Below are 22,329 nucleotides of genomic sequence, written 5' to 3' on the forward strand. Positions count from 1 at the left end.
AAAAAGTTTTTAATTAAAATGAATTTTTATAACAAAAATCACTACTTTTGATATAAACCGCTGTTTTTTATGACTATACCTCGTAATTTTTTTGTGTTTTTAATAATTCTATGCAGTAGCAGTTTCTATTGTCAAAAGAAAATTATTCACACGAATTCTATTACATCGAGGATTTCAATTGATGGAAAACTAAATGAAGAGGCTTGGGAATCAGCTGATGCTGCATCTAATTTTGTTATGTATCAGCCTGATAACGGCAAGGCTATAAGTGAAAATAAGAAAACCGAGGTAAAAGTCATATATGATAACGATGCCATTTATATATCGGCAGTCATGAACGATCCCCAGCCAGACAAAATAAAAAAAGAAATTACTAATAGAGACAGTTTTGGGGTTAGTGATTATTTTTCGGTCTTCATCAATGGATTTAATGACGGGCAGCAGGATTTTAGATTTTATGTTACGGCTGCAGGAGTCCAATTAGACTGTATTGCAACAGAAGATTATAAAGATTTTTCATGGGATGCAATTTGGGACAGTAAAGCAGTAATCACTGATACGGGCTGGATTGTAGAAATGAAAATTCCGTATGCCGCAATCCGATTTACTAATTCAGCAAAACAGATTTGGGGCATCAACTTTCTTAGAAACATAGAACGAGATGTTCAGGTTTATTCATGGAATCTGATTGATGCCAAGATAGGAGCCGAACTCACACAAAATGGATTGCTGGAAGGTATCGAAAATGTTAAAACACCTGCCAGGTTATTCTTTATTCCGTATGCTTCTTTTTATAATCAAAAAGATGATAACCAGTCAGATAATACATTTAAAGGCGGGCTGGATATTAAATATGGAATCAATGATGCTTTTACGCTTGATGCTATTTTGGTTCCGGATTTTGGTCAGACCAAATTTGATAATGCAATTTTAAACCTAGAGCCATTTGAACAGAAACTGGATGAAAACAGGCCTTTTTTTACTGAAGGGACTGAATTGTTTTCTAAAGGGAATCTGTTTTATTCCAGAAGAATAGGAGGTTTTCCAAGTGCTGAACCTATTTTGAAAAAAAATGAAGAAATTACAGATTATCCAAGTACTGTAGATTTACTCAACGCTGTTAAAATATCCGGCCGTACCAAAAAAGGATTAGGAATTGGTTTTTTGAATGCTATTACAGAAAAGACATACGCCACAATAAGAGATACTATAACTTCAATTACAAGGAAAGAAACTATTGAGCCGCTTGCAAATTATAATATAATAGTACTGGATCAGCGCTTTAATCAAAATTCATCAGTGACCTTTATCAATACAAATACAATCCGTAACGGCGGTTTTAGAGATGCAAATGTTTTTGGACTTTTATTTGACCTGAACACAAAAAAAAACAGTTACAGTTTAAATGGTGATTTTAAATACAGCAGTATAAACGCATACGAAGATTATAATGGCTATAAAACAGCATTGAATTTTGAAAAAACAAGCGGGAAAATTCGTTATGGAATTTCAGGAAAATATATTTCCGAAAATTATGACATCAACGACCTAGGGTTGATTTATTATACTAATTATCAAGCAGCTTATGCTAATATAAGTTATCGGATTCTAAATCCGACTACCGTTTTTAATACATTTAAAATAACTCAAGAAGCTAATTTAGAGATTCAGAACACGACAGGAAAAATTCAGGATGATTATCTGAAAAACACTATCGGGGCTTCTTCCTTAAAAAATACTTATTATGAGTTTTCTATGCAGTATACACCACAGGAAACTTATGATTTTTATGAACCCCGCGTTTATGGGCGTTATGTGCGTGTTCCTAAAAGACTGTCGTCATATTTTGGTTTTGAATGGAATAAAAACCATGCATTTACAATTGATGCAACTGTTCCGTTTGTAAAATATGACGAAGAAAACAGGCAGACATATGGTGTTTATATCAATCCAAAATATCGGTTTAGTAATCAGTTTTCATTAGAATATGCTTTAGAATACACTAACAAAAAAAATGACAGAGGAAGGGTAGGATATGATAATAACGGTATCGTATTTGCAGAACGAAACAGAGAGATTCTTTCAAACATACTCACTGGCAAATTTGCTATGACTAACAGAATGGCATTAAATCTCGATGTCCGGTATTATTGGTCTTATGCCGATAATCATGAATTCTTTACTTTGCAGGATGACGGAAGCCTAACTCCAAATTCTAGCTACAATTTAAATAAAAACAGAAACTTCAATTCCTGGAATTTAGATCTTTCTTACTCTTGGTGGTTTGCGCCAGGCAGTCAGATGATTATACTTTACCGCAATTACGCTTTAGAAGAAACCGATCAGGTTGAAAAAAGCATCTCGAACAACTTTTCAAGTGTTTTTAATAGTAATGTGACGAATATCATCTCCATCAGTATGCGTTATTACATTGACTACAATGTTATAAAAAATAAATTTTAATCATTTTTTACCCAAAACTGCAGCATTGATTTAGTAAGCGTGAAATATTTCATCGATTATAACGAGGTCAAAAGTATATTGTAGAAACATAGCCAGCCTCGTCTTTTATAAGATAAAATTATCCTTAAAAATGCAGTTCAAACGCTTGCTTTTTTGAAGATTTTTTTTGCAGTTTTTTTAGAAAAAACAGCTTTTTGCAACACAATTTTAAGTATTTGTTGCACTTCACTTTTTTATGTATAATAGTGGTTTTGACTAACTTCTATTTTTTGCGAAAGGCTTATCTTTGCAAAAAATTTCATACCATGAACAAGAAAGTAATTTTAATGATTTTAGACGGTTGGGGAAAGTCTCCTGACCCGAAAGTTTCTGCAATTGATAATGCAAATGTTCCGTTTATAAATAGTCTTTATACAAAATATCCAAGTGCACAGCTTCGAACTGACGGATTGAATGTTGGTTTACCTGAAGGGCAGATGGGAAACAGTGAAGTAGGGCATATGAACCTTGGAGCTGGAAGAATTGTGTATCAGGATTTAGCCAAAATTAATCTGGCAGTTGCCAATAAAACTCTAGCTAAGGAACAAGTGTTAATTGATGCATTCACTTATGCAAAAGAAAACAATAAAAAAGTACACTTTTTAGGATTAGTTTCAGATGGAGGTGTTCACTCACATACTTCACACTTACGCGGATTAATTGACGCTTCTCAAGAATACGGATTGGACAATGTTTTCATTCATGCATTTACTGACGGACGTGATGTTGATCCAAAATCTGGAAAAGACTACATTCAGGATTTACAAAATTATATCAAAAATACTCCTGTAAAAATAGCTTCTGTTATTGGCCGTTATTATGCAATGGACCGTGATAAACGCTGGGAGCGTGTGAAACTTGCTTACGATTTAGTTGTAAACGGAACAGGAGCCAAAGCTTTAGATCCAGTTGCAGCTATTAACGCAAGTTACCAAGCAGATGTAACTGATGAATTTATTGCGCCTGTGGCAATTGTAGATAATAATAACAGTCCGATTGCAGCTATTGAAAAAGATGATGTTGTTATTTTCTTCAACTTCAGAACTGATAGAGGACGTGAATTGACTGAAGCGCTTTCGCAAAAAGATTTTCATGAGCAAAACATGCACAAACTGCAGCTGTACTATGTAACGCTTACTAATTATGATGAAACTTATGAAAATGTAAAAGTGGTTTATAATAAAGATAATATCACTGAAACATTGGGTGAAGTTTTGGAAAAAGCCAACAAAAAACAAATCCGTATTGCCGAAACAGAAAAATATCCTCACGTGACATTCTTTTTTTCCGGAGGTAGAGAAGTTCCGTTTGAAGGCGAAAGCAGAATTTTGAGAAACTCTCCAAAAGTTGCTACTTATGATTTACAGCCGGAAATGAGCGCTTATGAATTAAAAGATGCTTTGGTTCCTGAATTGAACAAAGGAGAGGTTGATTTTGTATGTTTAAACTTTGCCAATGGCGACATGGTAGGACATACAGGGATTATGAGTGCCGCTATCCAAGCTTGTGAAGCTGTTGATGCCTGTGTGAAAGAAGTTGTCGAAGCGGCTCTTGCCAATGATTATACAACGATCATAATTGCAGACCATGGAAACTGCGAAACGATGATTAATCCTGACGGTTCTCCAAATACGGCTCACACTACAAATCCAGTGCCGATTATTTTAGTAGATAAAGACATTAAAACTATCAATGATGGAGTTTTGGGTGATATTGCCCCAACTGTATTGGCTTTGATGGGTGTTGAACAGCCAGCAGCAATGACTCGTCATTCGTTACTTTAATCTATATTCGATTGTTATTTTTTGAAGCAGAAAAGAAGATTGATGTTTTCAGATGATATTCAAGTTAAAAGCTTTGTCTGAAGCTTTTGATAATACAAAAAAGGGTTCGGAATTTATTTTTCGCACCCTTTTTTAAATTAAATATTCAGTTATTAAAGCACCCTGCTTACTGTCAGTCCATCACGGATGGGCAATAAGACAGTTTCTACTCTTGGGTCGTTTTTAAGTAATTGATTGTATTCAGTTAGTATTTTGGTACTGATGTCATTTGGATGTATTGGTTCCAAAACTTTACCGCTCCATAAAACATTGTCCGATAAAATAACACCTCCTTTGTTCATTTTTGGCAAAATCATTTCAAAATAATTGAGGTAATTTTCTTTGTCGGCATCGATAAATACCAGATCAAATTTTATTTCCAGTGTAGGTATAATATTAATGGCTTCGCCAAGATGCTGTGTAATTTGTTTTCCCCAAGGTGATTTGTCAAAATGCTTTCGCTGAAAATCGACTAATTCTTCCTTGATATCAATTGTATGTAATTGACCGTTTTGCTGCATGCCTTCGCACAGACATAATGCGGAATACCCTGTGTAAGTTCCAATTTCAAGAATATTCACAGGCCGGATTAATTTTGCCAGCATACTCAAAACCCTGCCTTGAAAATGACCGCTAAGCATTCGTGGCAATAATATTTTTTGATAAGTTTCTTTGTTTAAAGCAGCTAATAAAGCAGGCTCTTTTTCTGAATGCTGTTCAATGTAATCTTCTAAATCTTGGGAAATGAAATGCATTTTACACGTTATTAAAATTCGCTGCAAAGGTATTCATTTAAGATTTATAAAAGAGGAGGAGCATTTGATTTTGATGAAGAATTGGAATTAGAAACTTAAATGCAATATCTGAGAAAATTTATATAGATGCTATAAATAAAAAAAACAATTGGACTGATGCCTTTAGGATTCTTAGCTGTTTAATCAAAAGAATTTATAATTTATATAAAACAAAATGAATTACAAATTCATTTTTTACTTTTATAATACCGCCCATTTTTGTCGGCGGTTCTAGCTGTAAATCTGTGAATTTTACAGCTACTGTTCCCTCAAGAGATTCTTTAGTATTTGTTAAGCTGAGGTTTTGATACGAAAGTGTTTTATCCGTAATGCGAAAATTCATGCTGCATTTATAATTGCCTCCGGATGGTTTTATATTACTAATGGTAACAGTGCTTTTTGGAAATTTAGTTACTTTGATTGTGGTCTTAAGATCTTTATTCATGATTCTGTTACCGCAGTCAAAATTATCCGTGGAGATTTCAGACCTCAAACTGTTTTTTGTAGCTGAATTTAAAAAAATAGTATCTCTGAAAGGATGCGGACAGCTGCATTGGTATTTACCTACCGTTGAGTTTCCTAGAATTTCTATTTTTATCTGGTCAATTATTATGACATTTGGGTCTGCATTAAATAAAGAAATAGGCTTAGCACCCCCTAATAAAAGGAAGATTGCTAAACCCATAATTGTTATTATTGTTTTTTTTATCATATTAAAAAGTGATAGCCGCTTCGAACATAACTCCGTTGAAATTACCGCCGTATAAGTCATTTATACTGCCGCCGCTGTATTGGGAGAAGTCAGAATAGTTTTGATTTGTGTAGGCTAATTTAGCAATAATATCTTTAGTCATAAACGATCCTAAACTGGGTTCGAATGGCTCTTCGCCTAAATTAATAGAATTCAAAAAGAGAGATCTATTAATCAATTCGTAGATTTCGTAATTATAACAAAAAAATCCCAATAAAAACCATTGTTTTTAGGGATTTGAAAAGGGGTAAATGAAAGGGTGAATTATATTATGATTTGTAAAGACTGAAGTGAATTACAAAATCATCTTTTACTTTTATGATACCGCCCATTTTTGTTGGCGGTTCCAGAGCAATGTCTGAAAATTTTACTGCTATATTTCCTTCAAGAGATTCTTTGTTGTTTTTTAGAATCATGTTTTGATAAGAAAGAGTTTTGTCTGTTATGCGAAAATTCAAGCTGCATTTATAATTGGTGCCAAATGTTTTTATGTTGGTAATGGTAACAGTGCTTTTGGGATATTTGACTGCTTTTACTGTGGTCTTTACGTCTTTGTTCATAATTCTGTTACCGCATTCAAAGTCATTCATTGAAATTTCGGATTTCAGACTGTTTTTTGTGTTTGAGTTCAAATAAATGGTATCTCTGTACGAAAGCGAATTGGAGCAGTTGTATTGGCCAATTGTTGAATTTCCTGATATTTCTATTTCTAATCTGTCAATGATAATAATATTGGAATCAATTATTGAAGAAATGGGTTTAGCACTTCCTAATGAAATAAGAAGAACTAAACCCATAGCTATAATTGATATTCTGTTCATGTTTTAGAAAGAAATTGCTGCTTCAAATACCAGACCGCTGAATTTACCTCCATAAAAATTATTAACATTTCCAGTAGGTACATTTCCAATAAATTGTGTGTAATCTCTATAGTTTTGATTAACATAATCTAATTTTGCTACAATGTTTTTTGTCATGAACCAGCCAATGCTTGATTCAATTTTGTCTACAGTAACTTTTTTTGCATCAGCATTAGACAATTTTCCAGACACAGTATTGTATTTTCCAGCGATATAGAATTGTTCTGTTTTCCCAAATCTGTAGATAAGCTCTCCAGCATATTGGTTAGCAGTACGTTTTGTATCATCACCTGCTTTATCACCTCCTGAAGCTAATTCTATAGTTCCAAAGAATTCAAGACCCTGATATTTTACAAATGGGTTAATCATGTATGAAGTAGCCCAGTTTTTGAAGTTAGGGTTGAAAGTTGCCTCTGGTGTAGAAGTTGAATTATAACTAGTAGGAACAGCAATTGGATTAGCAACAGTATTAGGATTATTAGAATTGGTATAGGCATTATTGTTTAATACTCCCCAAAAACCAAATCCAGATCTAGAAGATGAGTATAAATTTGAGTTACCCAAGTTTGAATTATGGTATAAAGAACCTGTAAGTCTCACTCTCAAATCTTTGTTTAATTTTTTGTCATAACCAAATTTTGCCAAGATTGTTGGGCTTACTGCTGTATTTGCATCTGGAGTTGCTGGAGAAAGAGCAGGATACATTACTTCTTGCGTACCTTGATTTAAATTTCCATTTGTAGCACCCAGCATGCTTACGAATCCGTTTCGGTTGTAATATACTTCAATACCCATCTCTGTAGTAAAAGGATTCATAATGTTATTTCCAACAAATGCATTTCTGAGTGTACTACCGTTGTCAGAACTTCTAAAGTGTGCATCACCAAAGTTATTCTCCATTTGTCCGATTTTAATTGTTGCATATTGCATTACATCAGCCAAGAAGTCTTTTTTGATGAAGTCCAGCTTGTCAATTTGTAAATAACCGCCTCTTGCATAAGTATCATTGTGGTGTCTTGAAGCTAAATAAATATCTAGATTTACTCTTACACCATCATATAATTGAGCGGCAATTGTCATATCAGCAGCGGGAAGAACAAAGTTGTTTTCAGTATTCATTAATCGGTAACCAATAATTTTTGCAGGGGCAGCAAAGGTTTCAGGCTGGTCATTGAAGGAATTTATTGCTTGGAAATCCATATTGAATGCACCTCCTAAATCGACACTTAGCCCTTTGAATTCTGCATCATTTTTTTGTACATCAAAAACGTTGATTCCATCTTTGCTTCTTGAAATTTGGTTTTGCATGTTTCCAAATGAAACTTGAGCGTTTGCAGCAGCCATAGTTAGTAGACCTGCTGCTAAGAGATAAATTTTTCTCATGATTATGGTATTTAATTAAAATTTAAGTTGAATTTTATTGTTAAGTCTTCTCCTGTTTTTATTGCTCCAAACATGGCAGTTGGAGATTTCATGCCAAATTCGGTAAATGTTATTTTGTTAGATCCCTGGATGCTTACAACACCATTTGTAACTGTTGTTTTTACTTGTGTTTTTAGTACTTTGCTTACTCCGGCAATAGTGTAGGTTCCAGTAAGGTTCCAAGTGGTTTCATTTATTTTTTCAGCAGACTTTAAAACATATTTGATGTTTTTGAATTTGTCTGTTTTTAAAGTTTCGTAAGCTACTTTGTCCATACTTTTTTTCTCGCTTTTTACAGTTTCAGCAGGAAGTGTTATATCGATGCTGTTAATGTCTGTTAATTTAGAATCGGTTACCGTAAGATTCGCTGTTCCTGTTCTTGAAGCTGATTTCATTTCCCAATCATGAAGTGTTGATGTTCCAAGTACTGAAAAGTTTGTTTTTACGTCCAAAGTGTAGCTTTTTTGAGCATTTGCTGATAAGACTATTGCAAAAAATGCTGTTGTTGCAATAATCGTTTTAAGTGTTAATTTCATGGTCTTCTTTTTAAAATAATTGTAATAAAATTTCTGCTAATAAAAGAGATTCGTATTATAATCTCTTTTTGTCCTTTGTTGGTACAAATGTATAATGGAAACGAAAGTAGTAATATGACAAAAATCATGTTAATCAAACTATAAAAATTGTATTTTTCTTAACGAAAAGGGCGAAGGATTAATTATATCGTTTTCTTTAGTTTTTTTGTTTTTTTAATTTTATACTTTAATTGTCTAATGTGTTGTATATGTGGGAGTTTAAGGTATTTAAGTATTTTTAAAATAAAAGACAACTTTCTCTTTTATATGGTTTTATGTTTTTTTAAAAATATTAAAAAAATTTTTGTTTTTATTTAAAAATGTATTTCATTTCTGTCAAATATTTCTAAGTCAAAAAGCAATTGTGTTTTTTTAACATTTTTAATGAATAGAGTTGTTTTTTTGAGGAATTCATGAAAAAGATTAATCTGCTTGTACATACGGAAGAAATGTTTCAAATGAGCAGTATTTAAAATTTTGTTATCAAAACTGCAGTTCCACAAATTGTCATTAAATTTGCACCATGCAAATTGAGAAAAAAGACATACGGGCACTATCCAAAGATCAGCTGAGAGATTTTTTTACATCCAATGGAGACAAAGCATTCCGAGGCAATCAGGTATATGAATGGCTGTGGAGCAAAGGCGCGCATAGTTTTGAGGACATGAGCAATGTCTCCAAGCAGACACGTTCTATGCTGGAGAATAACTTTGTAATTAATCATATCAAAGTTGATACAATGCAGCGCAGCGAAGATGGTACTGTTAAAAATGCTGTTCGCCTCCATGATGGATTGGTTGTGGAAAGTGTATTGATTCCCACCCAAACCAGAACAACGGCTTGTGTTTCGAGTCAGGTGGGATGCAGTCTGGACTGTAATTTTTGTGCTACTGCAAGATTAAAACGCATGCGTAATTTAGAACCGGCTGAAATTTATGACCAGATTATTGCGATAGATAAAGAAAGCAGACTGTATTATAATCATCCGTTGTCCAATATTGTTTTTATGGGTATGGGCGAACCGCTTATGAACTATAATAATGTTTTGAAGGCGATTGAAATGATTACTTCGCCAGAAGGATTAGGAATGTCGCCAAAGAGGATTATGGTATCCACATCTGGTATTCCTAAAATGATAAAAAAAATGGCAGATGATGAAGTGAAATTCAAACTGGCCGTTTCTCTTCATTCAGCCATTGATAGTATCCGATCCAGAATAATGCCTTTCAGCCAAAATTTTCCTTTAGCAGATCTGCGTGAAGCATTAGAATATTGGTACCGAAAAACAAAAAGCAAAATATCATATGAATATGTTGTCTGGAAGGGAATCAATGATGATAAAGCTTCAATTGATGCCTTGGTAAAGTTCTGCAAATATGTTCCCTGCAAAGTAAATCTGATTGAATACAATCCAATTGATGATGGGGAATTTCAGCAGGCTTCCGAAGAAACGATAAATGCTTATATAAAAGCGCTGGAATTTATTGGGGTAGTTGTAAAAGTAAGAAGGAGCAGAGGTAAAGATATTGATGCGGCCTGCGGACAATTAGCTAATAAAGAAGCTTAGAAAATACAATAAGGAAACATTAAAAAAAGGATTGAAAAGAATATAAGACTCTTTTTGGTCCTTTTTGGTTTTAATTTTTTTTAATGTTTTTATTTTAAAATAGTATATTTGGAATCTAAATGAATATTACCACACAAATAAAACAGCCTATAGTTAACGAAATGGAACTTTTTGAGAAAAAGTTCTACGAATCGATGACCTCCAAAGTGGCACTTTTAAATCGTATTACTTATTATATTGTCAATAGAAAAGGAAAACAAATGAGACCTATGTTTGTTTTCTTGATGGCAAAAATGGTTTCAAAAGGAACTGTAAACGAGAGAACTTACAGAGGAGCCTGTGTGATAGAGCTGATTCATACCGCAACATTAGTTCATGATGATGTGGTCGATGACAGTAACCGCCGCAGAGGTTTTTTCTCCATTAATGCACTTTGGAAAAATAAAATTGCTGTATTGGTTGGTGATTATCTGCTGTCCAAAGGGTTGTTGCTTTCGATAGATTATGGCGATTTCGATTTGTTGAAAATTATTTCGGTAGCTGTTCGGGAAATGAGTGAAGGCGAGCTGCTTCAGATTGAAAAAGCCCGAAGACTTGATATTACCGAAGATGTTTATTACGAAATAATCCGAAAAAAGACAGCAACTCTTATTGCTGCCTGCTGTGCTCTTGGCGCCCGTTCTGTTGTAGAAGATGAAGTTCAGGTGGAGAATATGAGGAAATTTGGCGAGCTTATTGGAATGGCATTTCAGATAAAAGACGACTTATTCGATTATTCAGAAGAAGCTATTGGGAAACCAACAGGGATAGATATCAAAGAACAGAAAATGACTTTACCTCTTATTCATGTTCTTAATAACTGTACTCCAAAAGAAAAGAGCTGGCTCATCAACTCTATAAAAAACCATAATAAGAATAAAAAAAGAGTCAAGGAAGTGATTGCTTTTGTAAAAGACAATCATGGTTTGGCTTATGCCGAAAACAAAATGGTTCAATTTCAGCAGGAAGCACTACAACTGCTGAACGATTACCCCGAATCCGACTATAAAGCGGCGCTTATTCTAATGGTTAACTACGTTATCGAAAGAAAGAAATAGTTTTCAATATCAATCTCAGTTTCAAAAATCAATGGCAATTTCAAAAGTGATTGCTGTTGAGTTTTGATATTGATATTGCCATTGATTTTTAAAATTACATTTTTTTTTTAAAACCCATGCAACCATTTTTTGCAGATTCTCGTCTATACTTATAGAAACACTTTTTTAAACGATTTTGAAAGTAATTAATTTACATCAGGAAGAAAACAAAGCAATTGCATTGGCTGTCAAAAATGACCGGCAGGCACAGCAATGGATCTATTCTAAGTATTCGCCAAAGATGTTAAGTGTCTGCCGGCAGTATATAAAAGACCTGCACTCAGCCGAAGATGTAATGATTACCGCTTTCATGAAAGTATTTGTCAGCTTAGAAAAATTTGAACATAAAGGAAGTTTCGAAGGCTGGATTAGAAGGACAATGATTAATGAGTGTATTTCATTTATTAGGGTTCAAAAAAAAGTAAGTTTTGTTGAAGATGAAATTTTTTCTGAAGAAAGTTTTAATAATATAGAAAGTTATTTTTCTATAGAAGATATTCAGAGTTTAATAGACAGTTTGCCCGATGGTTATAAAATGGTTTTCAATTTATATGTTATTGAGGGGTATAAGCATCAGGAAATTGCAGCTTTGTTAGGGATAAATGAAGGGACGTCAAAGTCACAGTTATCACATGCGAGAAAGGTGCTGCAGGAACAGATTAATAAGTTAAAAAATTATTGTTATGGAACCGAATAAAATTGAAAAGCAATTCAAGGAGCAATTAAATTCTCGGGAAATAAAACCTTCAGAAATGGCTTGGGACAAATTAGAAGCAATGCTTGATGCTGCAGATGAGAAACCAAAACGCAATTTTAGATGGCTTTATGCAGCTGCAGGCATTTTAGGGTTTTTATTGGTTAGTACAATTTATTTTAATCGTTTTGAAAGTATAAAAACAAATAAGGATTTGCCAATTGTCCTTGAACAAAAAACAGATGTAAATCATTTAGAGGGACAGAAAATAATCAGCAAAAGCGTTTTGCATGAGCAAATTCAAAAAAGAACACCAAAGAGACAAACAGTTGTGGTTTCTAATAATGCTCCTAAAAAACAGCTAATTCAATTTGAAAATAAAGAAGAATTTCCAGTTATCAATAATTTAAAAGAAGATAGTGCTATAGTTAATTCTTCTGAAGACAAGAATTACCAGCCGACTGCCAAAAATAAATACATTTCAGCTGAAAAATTATTAGCAGAAGTCAGCAATACTAAATTTGAAGCAAAAGTTACTAACGAAACTATTGAAACCAGAAAAGCTATTTCTGTAAATCCAAATGATCTATTGCTGAATGCTGAAACTGAATTAAATCAATCTTATAGAGAATCAGCTTTGGACAGATTTAATAAAAAATTAAATGCAGTAAAAACTGTTTTAGTTAATAGGAATTACGAAAAATAAATAAAAATCATCAATCATCAATCAAAAAACGAAAATCATGCAGAAAATTATGTTGTTTACAATAGTATTGATAGTTGCTACGGCAGCTAAATTAAGTGCTCAGGACAAAGGCAGTTATAAACATGTTTTGGACTGGGCTTATTGGCAGCCTGAGTCACCAAAATATGAGATGAATCTTGAAAAAAGCCCTGAGTCCAGTGATCAAAATATTTTTACAATTAAATCAGTTCAAAGCAAAGTTAATGGTTTTGGGACTCTTGGAAAATACACCAAAACTGATTTATATGCAGGAAAAACGGTAAAAATGTCTGGTTATGTAAAAAGTGATGATGTAAAATCCTGGGCTGGACTTTGGATGCGGGTTGATTATTATAGTGCTCGTGTACTTGCTTTCGATAACATGGAAAAAAGACCTATAAAAGGATCAACAGATTGGAAGAAGTATGAAATTGTTTTATTTGTACCAAAGGAAGCAACATCAATTTCTTATGGTGTTTTATTAGATGGAACTGGTCAGATTTGGTTTAAAGATGTAACTCTTGAAGTGGTCGATGATACTGTTCCAGAAACAGGTTCGAATAAAGGAAGATTACACAAAACAATTTCATTTGAAACAAGAGCAAAAGCAATTGGAGATCAAATTAAAAAAATATCAGATTATGAAAAAAATGCTTTAAAAACAGAAATTGATTCGATAGATAATGAAGTTGCAAAGGGAATGATTTCTAAAGAAAAAGGGGAAAATCTTAAATTGAAAAAAGCTGAAATTCACGCTGGTAATATCGAAAAGAGTGTTTCTGTCGAAGAAAAAAAATTAAACCAATTAGTCCAGGATAAAGTTGATGGAAAAGTTGAAACAGAAAAGATCAACAAAAGTGAAGGTGCAAGGTTTACAATTGGTGATTATAACGATTGTACTGATGAGGATAAAACAATAGTTAATCTTACATCTATGAAAGTATATCATGGACAAAAGGATGTAGAAAATAGGCAGTCCAAAAGAACTACGACTCAATTTGTTTTTGCTTTTGGAGCAAATAATTTAGTAACCGATAAACAGGTTGCCAACTCCGATTTTAAATATTTCAAATCGCATTTTTATGAATGGGGGATAACAGGTAATACCAGAATTTTGAAAGAAGATAATCTCTTGCATTTTAAATACGGAATGTCACTGATGTATAACAATCTTCGAGCAACAGATGATCGTTATTTTGAAAAAAATGGTGCGCAGACTAATTTAGTAGCAAGTACGGTACATTTAGAAGAATCAAGATTTAGAAATGTCTATGTAATGGTGCCTTTACATTTAGAATTTGATTTCACTAAAAAAGAAGTTCGCGATGATGCCAGTTATTTTAGAACTCATAAAAGTGCGAGAATTGGTATAGGTGGTTATGCCGGATTTAGAGTGAAATCCAAACAGATTCTTTATTTTGATGATGCTGTCGGGAATGATGTAGAGCAAAAAACAAAAGGCAATTTTAATGTAAACGATTTCAATTATGGTTTGAGTACCTATGTAGGATATAAATCAACTAGTGTCTATCTAAAATACGATTTACAGCCTTTATTTGAAAACAACACTGTTGATCAAAATAATATTTCACTAGGACTTCGTTTCGATTTTAATTAAATTATATTAGTTAGTTTTTTTAAGAGCCTGTTTAAATTTTATTTTTGAGATTTATTATTAGAGGATTTTTGAGTGAAACAAGGCAAATTTTTATAAAATAGCAGAGCTATTGTATGAAAATTTAACGAAGTTGTAACCAAAAATCATCATAAGAGAGCCAATAAATAAAGCTTAAACAGGCTCTAAGAACCCTTTCAGAGTTTCAAACTTTGAAGGGGTTACTATTTTAAAAAACTTAGTAACTTAGCGACTTAGAAACTTAGCAACCTGAGAATAAATTGATATCACAAGCAACTATAGATACTGTTTTTGAAACCGCTCGGGTAGAGGAGGTTATCGGCGATTTTGTACAGTTAAAAAGAGCAGGAAGTAATTTTAAAGGACTCAGCCCGTTTTCGGATGAGCGTTCCCCATCGTTTATGGTGTCGCCGGCCAAAGGAATCTGGAAGGATTTTAGTTCTGGAAAAGGAGGGAATTCTGTTGCTTTCCTGATGGAACATTCGCATTTTACTTATCCGGAAGCCATTCGTTATTTGGCAAAAAAATACAATATCGAGATTGAGGAAACAGAACAGACTGAAGCAGAAAAAGCAAATACAGATGTTCGTGAAAGTATGTATCTCGTTTCTGAATTTGCAAAAGATTATTTTCATAATACACTGCTGCATTCCGAAGAAGGAAAGGCAATTGGTCTTTCGTATTTTAAAGAAAGAGGTTTTACAGCCGAAACTATAAAGAAATTTGCACTTGGATATTCTCCCGAAACTTGGGATGCATTTACTAAAGAAGCATTAGGAAAAGGATATAAATTAGAGTTTTTAGAAAGTACGGGATTAACTATTGCCCGTGAAGATCGCCCTTTTGACCGTTTCAAGAGCAGAGTGATGTTTCCTATCCAAAGTATGTCGGGAAGAGTACTTGGTTTTGGCGGCCGAATCTTGACGAATGATAAAAAAGCTGCCAAATATTTAAACTCGCCTGAGAGCGAGATTTACCATAAAAGTAAAGTGCTTTATGGTATTTATCAAGCAAAACAAGCAATTGCTAAGCTGAATAATTGTTTTTTGGTCGAAGGTTATACAGATGTTATTCAATTCAATCAAGCGGGTATCGAAAATGTTGTGGCTTCGTCGGGAACTGCACTTACGCCAGATCAAATACGGTTAGTTAACAGGCTGACAAGAAACATTACCGTTCTGTTTGACGGTGATGCTGCTGGACTTCGTGCTTCTATCCGAGGAATCGATTTGATTCTTGAAGAGGGAATGAATGTAAAAGTCTGTACTTTTCCAGACGGAGACGATCCTGATAGTTTTGCTAAAAAAACGCCCCATGATGATTTGGTTGCTTACTTAGATGCTAATGCAAAGGATTTTATCCAGTTCAAGGCTTCGATTTTAATGGATGAAGCTAAGAATGATCCCGTTAAGAAAGCTGACCTGATTCGGGATATGGTGACGAGTATTTCAAAGATTCCGGATAGAATTCAGCGTGAAATTTACATTCAGGAATGTTCCAGAATAATGGATATTTCGGAACAGGTTCTGACAAGCACTTTGGCGCAGCTTGTGCAGAAAGATGTTGCCGAAGTTGGGAAAAAAGTAAAGCAGGAACAAAAAGCTTTTGAGGTTGTAAAAAATGAAAATCCTGTCCAGACTGCCAAAGTGGATGTGCTCTATCGTCTGGAGCGCAAAATAATTGAGATTCTTTTATTGTATGGGAATAAAACAGAAGAATTTGAAGATGTCTTTTTAAGAACAAATGAATCCGGTGAAATTGAAACTGTAACCGAGATGAAAGAATATAAGGTCTATCAAAGGATTTATCTGAGTCTGCAGGAAGATGAGGTGGAACTTGCCAATCCTTTATTCCGTGATATTTTTAATGATTTAATTCAATATTTTCTGCAGAATGAAAATCTGGAATTTGAAAAATATCTGATGCAGTTAAATTCTGATTTTGCTCAGGAAGTGACTGATATTTTAATGGAAGATGAAAGACTCGTGCTGCATAACTGGGTAGGACAGAATATTATTCCAAAAACTAAAAACGAAACCATTGGACAGTATGTGTCGGAAACTATTCTGACGATGCGCTGGTATCTGGTAGATAAAATTATAGATGAATTAAAAAACTCTGTATCAAATGAACCAGGTTCAGATAATACAGAGTCAATGTCAATGGCGATGGATTACTACAAGCTAATTAATTCGTTTTCAAAAAAATTAGGAAGAGTAATGTCGCGCTACAGTTAAACGATTTCTAAAGTTTTAGCTTTGTTTACTAAATCTACTAGATTTGTAACGTTTAATTTAGTCAGCAATCGTAGTTTGTAAGTACTGATTGTTTTTTCGTTAAGCGATAAGATTTCAGCGATTTCATGGTTTTTCTTTCCATCGCTCAAATAACGCAGTACTTCAACTTCACGATTGGAAAGTTTTCTGTACAAACGTTCGCTTTTGCTTTGTTTTGCAATTAAAGCAATGTTTTTCATGACTGCTTCATTCATGATGATTTTACCTTGGTTCACTTTGATGATCGACTGACCCAAAGTTTCCAGTTTTTCGGTTTTGTGGACAAATCCAGAAACCCCTGCTTTAATAGCATTTGGAGCGTAAATCTGTTCCGAAAGACCGCTGTAAAAAATAATTTTTGTTTTTGGAAAATTTTTCAAAACCGATTTGATTTCGAAAATACTTGAAAGGCCTTCAAGTTCCAGGTCCAACACTAGGACATCAATTTCTTTGCTAAGAAGGATGTCTTTTACCATAGCGAAATTTCCAACGTTTGCAACGATTGAAATTTCAGAATGGTCTTTGAAGTACGATTTTATTCCAAAATGTACTACAGGATAGTTATCTGCTAAACAAACTTTAATCATGGTATTTAGTTTTAGGATTGTTTTTGAAGATATAAAATTAAAAAAATATTTTACATAAGTCTAATTTTTCGGACAAATTATTTTTTTTTTAACAATTTATTATACAAACAGGTATTGGATTCATTTTATGCTGGTTATTTTTGTTAAGTTTTTTATAAATTTCGTAAACTGTTTTCTGACGTTCAGTGAAAGTTTCAGGGTCAGTTTCTGAATCATTTGCGTCCATTGCCCATTCCAATTCATCGTAACTTGCGCCCAATTGATCTTCATCTGTTCGGTCGTCGCCAAATAATCCGTCTGTAGGAGAAGCAGATAATATTGAGTCCGGAATTTTTAAATAAGCACCTAATTGATATACTTCGGATTTTACTAAATCGGCTATCGGACTCAAATCAACTCCGCCGTCCCCGTATTTAGTGTAAAAGCCCACGCCAAAATCTTCTACTTTGTTTCCTGTTCCAGCTACCAGTAATCCATGGATACCGGCAAAATAGTACAAAGTGGTCATGCGTAAACGGGCACGTGTATTAGCAAGAGATAAATTTACAACAGCTTCATTACTAACAGTTGGAACCTCTTTTTTGAATGTTTCAAAAACTGAAGTTAAATCTGCAGCAGCGCTGGTCACATTTGGGAATCTGTTTTTTAATTGTGAAATATGTTCTCTGGCTCTTGAAACATGGCTTGGTGCCTGATGGATTGGCATTTCAACGCATAATACTTTCAGTCCGGTCTGAGCGCAGAGTGTTGAGGTTACAGCTGAATCTACACCACCGGAAATTCCTATAACAAATCCATTAACTTTTGAATTTTCAGCATAGCTTTTTAGCCATTCGACAATATGTGTATTTACTTTTTCGATCTGAAGGGTTCTTTTTTTAGTCATAATAGTTTAAGTTTTAAAAAGGAGGAATGTATATTTGCAAAAAAAAAAGCGTTACCATCTTTTTTTGGACTTCCTTATGGTAACAAATTTAATAAAATAATAGAATTGAATAGAGGATGTTTGGTTTAGGTTGAAAAACCTCATGAAGATTTGTGAATTATTCTCTAAATACATCAGAAAACTGATAAATAAATAAAATAAGTATGAAATTATTTCTCTTAACGATAGTCTGCAGCCTGCTTTTGTTATCTTGTGATCAAAAAAGCAAAATTGAAAAGGCCATCGAAGAAACACCTGTTGAAACTATTAAGGTTGAGCGTTTTGATAAAGAGTTTTTTGAAACCTCTCCAAAAGATTTGCCTAAATTAAAAAAGAAATATCCTTATTTTTTTTCGCCTCAGATTAATGATACTGTCTGGACCAATAAAATGACTGCTCCAATCTGGAAAGAAGTATATGCTGAAGTTGAAAAAAAATATCCAGCGTCTGAAGGGATTCAAAGCAGTATTGAAGCTTTGGTACAGCATATGAAATATTATTTTCCAAAGACTAAAACGCCAAAAGTAATTACTTTAATTTCGGATATGGATTATAATAATAAAGCCATTTATGCCGATTCATTAATCATAATTTCATTGGAACTATATTTAGGAAAAGAGCATAAATTCTACACTTTTCCAAAATATCTAAAGCAAAATTTTGAAGAAAGACAAATGATGCCGGACGTAGTGACTAGTTTTTCGCTTAGGAAAATAGTTCCTCCGACAGAGAAAAATCTGTTAGCACAGATGATTTATTTTGGTAAGGAACTTTATCTGAAGGATATTCTGCTTCCGGAATATACAGATGCTGAAAAAATGGGATACACTCCAGAGCAGCTTGTCTGGTGCCAGGAAAATGAAAATTATATCTGGCGCTATTTTATTGAGAGGGAAATGCTTTACAGCGGTGACCAAAAGCTGATATCACGTTTTATTGACCCATCTCCATTTTCAAAATTTTATTTAGAAATTGATAATGATTCTCCCGGAAGAGTTGGTGCCTGGATAGGCTGGCAGATAGTTCGCTCGTATATGGAGAATAATAATGTTTCGGCAGACCAGTTGTTAAAAGCCAGTGCCAAAGAAATTTTTGAACAATCAAAATACAAACCCAAGAAATAATGTCAGATAAAAATACCTCAGAAATTAAATTTTTAGTCGAATTAGACGAAAACCGTGTTCCGGAAAAACTTTTTTGGACAGCAGAAGACGGCGGAGTAAATCTCTCAGAATCGAAAGCCATTATGCTGAATGTTTGGGACAGCAAAGCCAAAGAAAGCATGCGTATCGATTTGTGGACAAAAGACATGCCTGTTGATGAAATGAAAATTTTCTTTCACCAGACACTGATGTCTATGGCTGAAACTTTCAGAAGAGCCACAAATGATGAAAAGATGTCGGATACAATGCTTGACTTTTGTGATTATTTTGCAGAGAAATTAGAGTTGAAGCAATAGTTTTTAAAATAAACAAAAAATCCCAAAGCAATGTAGTAATTGTTTTGGGATTTTTTGTTTATTTAGTATCGATTCATTAGAATACAATTTACTAAAATTAAAAATGGAAAAAATCTCAAAAATCATATTAATAAACTTTCTATTTCTGTTCTCATTAAGTTGTGCATCTCAAAACAGTAATTATTTAACTTATAATGAATATGTAGGGATAAAAATAAATGGAATATCGCTTTTGGATATTTATAATACCAGAGGTAATAAAAAAGCTGTGAATGCACTTTTTAATAGAAATTTTAATTATGAATCGCTAACATTACCTGATTTATATAAAAATTTTAAGGATAAAGGTTTGTATATTCAATTTCTTAAAAGCAGCATAGAATGTGATTATGAATTAGATAATTTAATGATTTTATCTTCAAATGAAACTGTGGAAATAAAAGGCCATAAATTCAAATTAGGGGATTCAGTAATTAAATTGCAAAAATATTTTTTTAAAAATTCTAAGTCAGGAGATTTTATTTTTGAAATTAATCCTAGTAATAATATTTTCTTCAGTACTATGGAAAATTTTTTTCTAATAGTAATTGAGAATAATGTTATAACAAAGATTCAATACTTTATTAACACATAAATAACATGATGTGTAAGGTGTATTATTTTTAAATGAGCAAATAAATGACGGAAAAATGTCGGATACAATGCTGGTTTTTGTGATTATTTTGCGGAGAAATTAGAGTTGAAGCAATAGTTTTTTGTAGCACAAAAAATATCCCAAAACAGAAAAAAAATCAGTTTTGGGATATTTTGTATTTAAAAAGGAAGATTTAAAACCCTGAATTATTCTTAAAAACTTCTTGGTTAACTTCGTCTATGTAATTTAGAAGTTCTTCTTTTCCGGTTGCTTCTGTTGATGAAGTTACGAAATAGGGTGGCATTTCTGCCCAGTTGTTAGCAAACATCTGTTTTTTGTAGGCGGCAACATGAGAGTCAATTTTGGTTTTGCTGATTTTGTCGGCTTTGGTAAAAATAATGCAGAACGGAATTTCGCTTTCACCCATGTACGACATGAATTCAATATCTATTTTTTGTGCTTCGTGACGAATATCAATTAACACAAAAGCGCAGACTAATTGTTGTCTTGTCTCAAAATAATCGGTAATGAACTCCTGAAAAATTGATTTGGTTTTCTTGGAAACTTTGGCATAGCCGTAACCTGGTAAATCAACTAGAAACCAGCTGCTGTTAATCAAAAAATGATTGATAAGCTGTGTCTTGCCTGGTTTCCCTGAAGTTTTGGCCAAATTTTTGTTATTGGTCAGCATGTTGATCAATGAGGATTTTCCAACATTGGAACGGCCAATAAAAGCATATTCAGGTAAAAAATCCTTAGGACATTTACTTGCATCTGAGTTGCTTATTATGAATTCGGCAGTATTGATTTTCATTTTCGGAATATAAAATTCTGTTAGTGTTCGGCTAAATGGGTATGTGTAAGCCAATCTTCAAGATGTGCATTGAATTCCTCTGGCTGTTCCATCATGGCTGCGTGTCCGCATTTGTCAATCCAGTACAATGTTGAATTTGGTAATAATTTATGGAATTCTTCGGCTACATCTGGCGGTGTCACTTGGTCATTTTCCCCCCATATAATACAGGTCTGCACATGCATTTTGGGTAAATCTTTAGCCATATTATGACGGATGGCACTTTTGGCAATAGTCAGGGTCTTAATCAGTTTTATACGGTCATTTACCGTAGCATATACTTCATCGATAAGTTCTGGAGTAGCTATTTTTGGATCATAAAATACATCTTCGGCTTTTTTCTTAATGTATTCATAATCACCTCTTTTTGGATAACTGTCACCCATTGCGCTTTCGTAAAGCCCTGAACTTCCTGTGATTACAAGTCCGGATACTTTTTCAGGAAACATTTTGGTATGGTATAAAGCAATATGCCCTCCAAGTGAATTTCCTAAAAGAATTACTCTGTCTAATTTTTTGTATGTAATAAAGTTTTTTACATAGACAGCAAAACTTTTTACGTTTGTTTTTAATATGTTCTGAGTGTATATAGGTAAATCGGGAATGATAATTCTGTATCCTTTGTTAGAAAAATAATTTGCAACAGCATCAAAATTACTAAGTCCTCCCATTAAACCATGTAAGATGACAATTGGAATTCCTTCGCCCGCTTCGTAATATCCGTATTTGCCTTCTTTTTTGTAATATTTTTCCATGTTTTAAAATAACAATTTCAATTTTTCACAAATATAGGGTTTAAAAAATTAAAAAGAATTTTGGAAGCTATTTTTTAACCTTTTATTCTTAGATGAGTAAGGGATGTCTTTTGAGTGTCTTTTTCTTGCTTTTTTAACGGATATGAAATGTTTTTTTTAAGCTTTTAAGAATATGCTTCTCTAATCAAAAATAAGAGATTTTTAATAATTAATAGGCTTTCTTACAAATTATAGTTAAATCAGCTAATGTTCTGATTGTCTATAAACTAAGTGTTTCTGGTCGAAAGTGGTTAAACTTATTAACAAAGTGGTATAATGTGGTAAATTGTGGTAAAATTTTATATATTTTTGCTTAA

At 33.3% G+C, this 22,329-nt stretch carries 21 protein-coding genes; 11 read left to right on the forward strand and 10 right to left on the reverse strand.

What is annotated here, in order from left to right:
• Positions 1-69 precede the first annotated feature (69 nt).
• Both IRZ80_RS11155 and gpmI read left to right on the forward strand, forming a co-directional pair.
• Positions 70-2,463 carry a DUF5916 domain-containing protein gene (locus IRZ80_RS11155; RefSeq protein ID WP_194641641.1) on the forward strand — a complete coding sequence of 798 codons (2,394 nt, stop codon included), beginning with the start codon at positions 70-72 and terminating at the stop codon, positions 2,461-2,463.
• A gap of 305 nt (positions 2,464-2,768) precedes the next feature.
• Positions 2,769-4,286, forward strand: coding sequence for a 2,3-bisphosphoglycerate-independent phosphoglycerate mutase (gpmI, locus tag IRZ80_RS11160; RefSeq protein ID WP_194641642.1), 1,518 nt, complete (start codon positions 2,769-2,771; stop codon positions 4,284-4,286).
• Positions 4,287-4,438: 152 nt separating this feature from the next.
• Here the strand turns inward: gpmI and IRZ80_RS11165 are convergent, their stop codons facing one another.
• The 6 genes from IRZ80_RS11165 to IRZ80_RS11190 form a co-directional block, all read right to left on the reverse strand.
• Positions 4,439-5,080, reverse strand: a complete 642-nt coding sequence (locus IRZ80_RS11165; protein WP_194641643.1) for an O-methyltransferase — start codon at positions 5,078-5,080, stop codon at positions 4,439-4,441.
• A gap of 193 nt (positions 5,081-5,273) precedes the next feature.
• A complete protein-coding gene (locus tag IRZ80_RS11170) occupies positions 5,274-5,804 on the reverse strand; it encodes a hypothetical protein (protein WP_228520880.1) in 531 nt (176 codons plus the stop codon).
• A 28-nt stretch (positions 5,805-5,832) separates the two neighbouring features.
• The gene (locus IRZ80_RS11175) at positions 5,833-6,027 is read right to left on the reverse strand and encodes a hypothetical protein (protein WP_194641645.1); all 195 of its coding nucleotides are present in this window, start codon (positions 6,025-6,027) and stop codon (positions 5,833-5,835) included.
• Positions 6,028-6,139: 112 nt separating this feature from the next.
• Positions 6,140-6,691, reverse strand: coding sequence for a hypothetical protein (locus tag IRZ80_RS11180; protein WP_194641646.1), 552 nt, complete (start codon positions 6,689-6,691; stop codon positions 6,140-6,142).
• Between the two features lie 3 nt (positions 6,692-6,694).
• Positions 6,695-8,113 (reverse strand): hypothetical protein, encoded by a 1,419-nt coding sequence (locus IRZ80_RS11185; protein WP_194641647.1) that lies wholly within the window; start codon positions 8,111-8,113, stop codon positions 6,695-6,697.
• Positions 8,114-8,124: 11 nt separating this feature from the next.
• Positions 8,125-8,688 carry a YceI family protein gene (locus IRZ80_RS11190; RefSeq protein WP_194641648.1) on the reverse strand — a complete coding sequence of 188 codons (564 nt, stop codon included), beginning with the start codon at positions 8,686-8,688 and terminating at the stop codon, positions 8,125-8,127.
• Positions 8,689-9,250: 562 nt separating this feature from the next.
• On the opposite strand from IRZ80_RS11190, the gene rlmN reads away from it, so the two are divergent.
• From rlmN to dnaG, 6 genes are all read left to right on the forward strand, one after another.
• Positions 9,251-10,294 (forward strand): 23S rRNA (adenine(2503)-C(2))-methyltransferase RlmN, encoded by a 1,044-nt coding sequence (gene rlmN / locus IRZ80_RS11195; protein ID WP_194641649.1) that lies wholly within the window; start codon positions 9,251-9,253, stop codon positions 10,292-10,294.
• Positions 10,295-10,413: 119 nt separating this feature from the next.
• Positions 10,414-11,391 carry a polyprenyl synthetase family protein gene (locus IRZ80_RS11200; RefSeq protein ID WP_194641650.1) on the forward strand — a complete coding sequence of 326 codons (978 nt, stop codon included), beginning with the start codon at positions 10,414-10,416 and terminating at the stop codon, positions 11,389-11,391.
• 175 nt (positions 11,392-11,566) lie between these two features.
• Positions 11,567-12,127 carry an RNA polymerase sigma factor gene (locus IRZ80_RS11205; protein WP_194641651.1) on the forward strand — a complete coding sequence of 187 codons (561 nt, stop codon included), beginning with the start codon at positions 11,567-11,569 and terminating at the stop codon, positions 12,125-12,127.
• Positions 12,114-12,830 (forward strand): hypothetical protein, encoded by a 717-nt coding sequence (locus IRZ80_RS11210; RefSeq protein WP_194641652.1) that lies wholly within the window; start codon positions 12,114-12,116, stop codon positions 12,828-12,830. The genes IRZ80_RS11205 and IRZ80_RS11210 overlap by 14 nt, the downstream gene beginning before the upstream one ends.
• Positions 12,831-12,867: 37 nt before the next feature.
• Entirely contained in the window at positions 12,868-14,466 is a 1,599-nt protein-coding gene (locus tag IRZ80_RS11215) for a hypothetical protein (RefSeq protein ID WP_194641653.1), read from the forward strand.
• A gap of 278 nt (positions 14,467-14,744) precedes the next feature.
• Positions 14,745-16,721 carry a DNA primase gene (dnaG, locus tag IRZ80_RS11220; protein ID WP_194641654.1) on the forward strand — a complete coding sequence of 659 codons (1,977 nt, stop codon included), beginning with the start codon at positions 14,745-14,747 and terminating at the stop codon, positions 16,719-16,721.
• Here dnaG and IRZ80_RS11225 read toward each other — a convergent pair.
• Together IRZ80_RS11225 and nadE are read right to left on the reverse strand one after the other, a co-directional pair.
• Positions 16,718-17,347 (reverse strand): response regulator transcription factor, encoded by a 630-nt coding sequence (locus IRZ80_RS11225; protein ID WP_194641655.1) that lies wholly within the window; start codon positions 17,345-17,347, stop codon positions 16,718-16,720. The genes dnaG and IRZ80_RS11225 overlap by 4 nt on opposite strands.
• An 88-nt stretch (positions 17,348-17,435) precedes the next feature.
• Positions 17,436-18,233 (reverse strand): NAD(+) synthase, encoded by a 798-nt coding sequence (gene nadE / locus IRZ80_RS11230; RefSeq protein WP_194641656.1) that lies wholly within the window; start codon positions 18,231-18,233, stop codon positions 17,436-17,438.
• A gap of 203 nt (positions 18,234-18,436) precedes the next feature.
• On the opposite strand from nadE, the gene gldB reads away from it, so the two are divergent.
• The 3 genes from gldB (at position 18,437) to IRZ80_RS11245 (ending at position 20,365) form a co-directional block, all read left to right on the forward strand.
• Positions 18,437-19,396 carry a gliding motility lipoprotein GldB gene (gene gldB, locus IRZ80_RS11235; protein WP_194641657.1) on the forward strand — a complete coding sequence of 320 codons (960 nt, stop codon included), beginning with the start codon at positions 18,437-18,439 and terminating at the stop codon, positions 19,394-19,396.
• Positions 19,396-19,731 carry a gliding motility protein GldC gene (gene gldC / locus IRZ80_RS11240; RefSeq protein WP_194641658.1) on the forward strand — a complete coding sequence of 112 codons (336 nt, stop codon included), beginning with the start codon at positions 19,396-19,398 and terminating at the stop codon, positions 19,729-19,731. The genes gldB and gldC overlap by 1 nt, the downstream gene beginning before the upstream one ends.
• Positions 19,732-19,834: 103 nt before the next feature.
• On the forward strand, positions 19,835-20,365 hold the full coding sequence (locus IRZ80_RS11245; RefSeq protein ID WP_194641659.1) for a hypothetical protein: 531 nt from the start codon (positions 19,835-19,837) through the stop codon (positions 20,363-20,365).
• 193 nt (positions 20,366-20,558) lie between these two features.
• Here the strand turns inward: IRZ80_RS11245 and yihA are convergent, their stop codons facing one another.
• Together yihA and IRZ80_RS11255 are read right to left on the reverse strand one after the other, a co-directional pair.
• The gene (yihA, locus tag IRZ80_RS11250) at positions 20,559-21,179 is read right to left on the reverse strand and encodes a ribosome biogenesis GTP-binding protein YihA/YsxC (RefSeq protein ID WP_194641660.1); all 621 of its coding nucleotides are present in this window, start codon (positions 21,177-21,179) and stop codon (positions 20,559-20,561) included.
• Positions 21,180-21,199: 20 nt separating this feature from the next.
• On the reverse strand, positions 21,200-21,973 hold the full coding sequence (locus tag IRZ80_RS11255) for an alpha/beta fold hydrolase (protein WP_194641661.1): 774 nt from the start codon (positions 21,971-21,973) through the stop codon (positions 21,200-21,202).
• Positions 21,974-22,329 lie beyond the last annotated feature (356 nt).

Origin of the sequence: Flavobacterium sp. HJJ (genome assembly GCF_015351475.1) — a bacterium.
GTDB lineage: Bacteria > Bacteroidota > Bacteroidia > Flavobacteriales > Flavobacteriaceae > Flavobacterium > Flavobacterium marginilacus.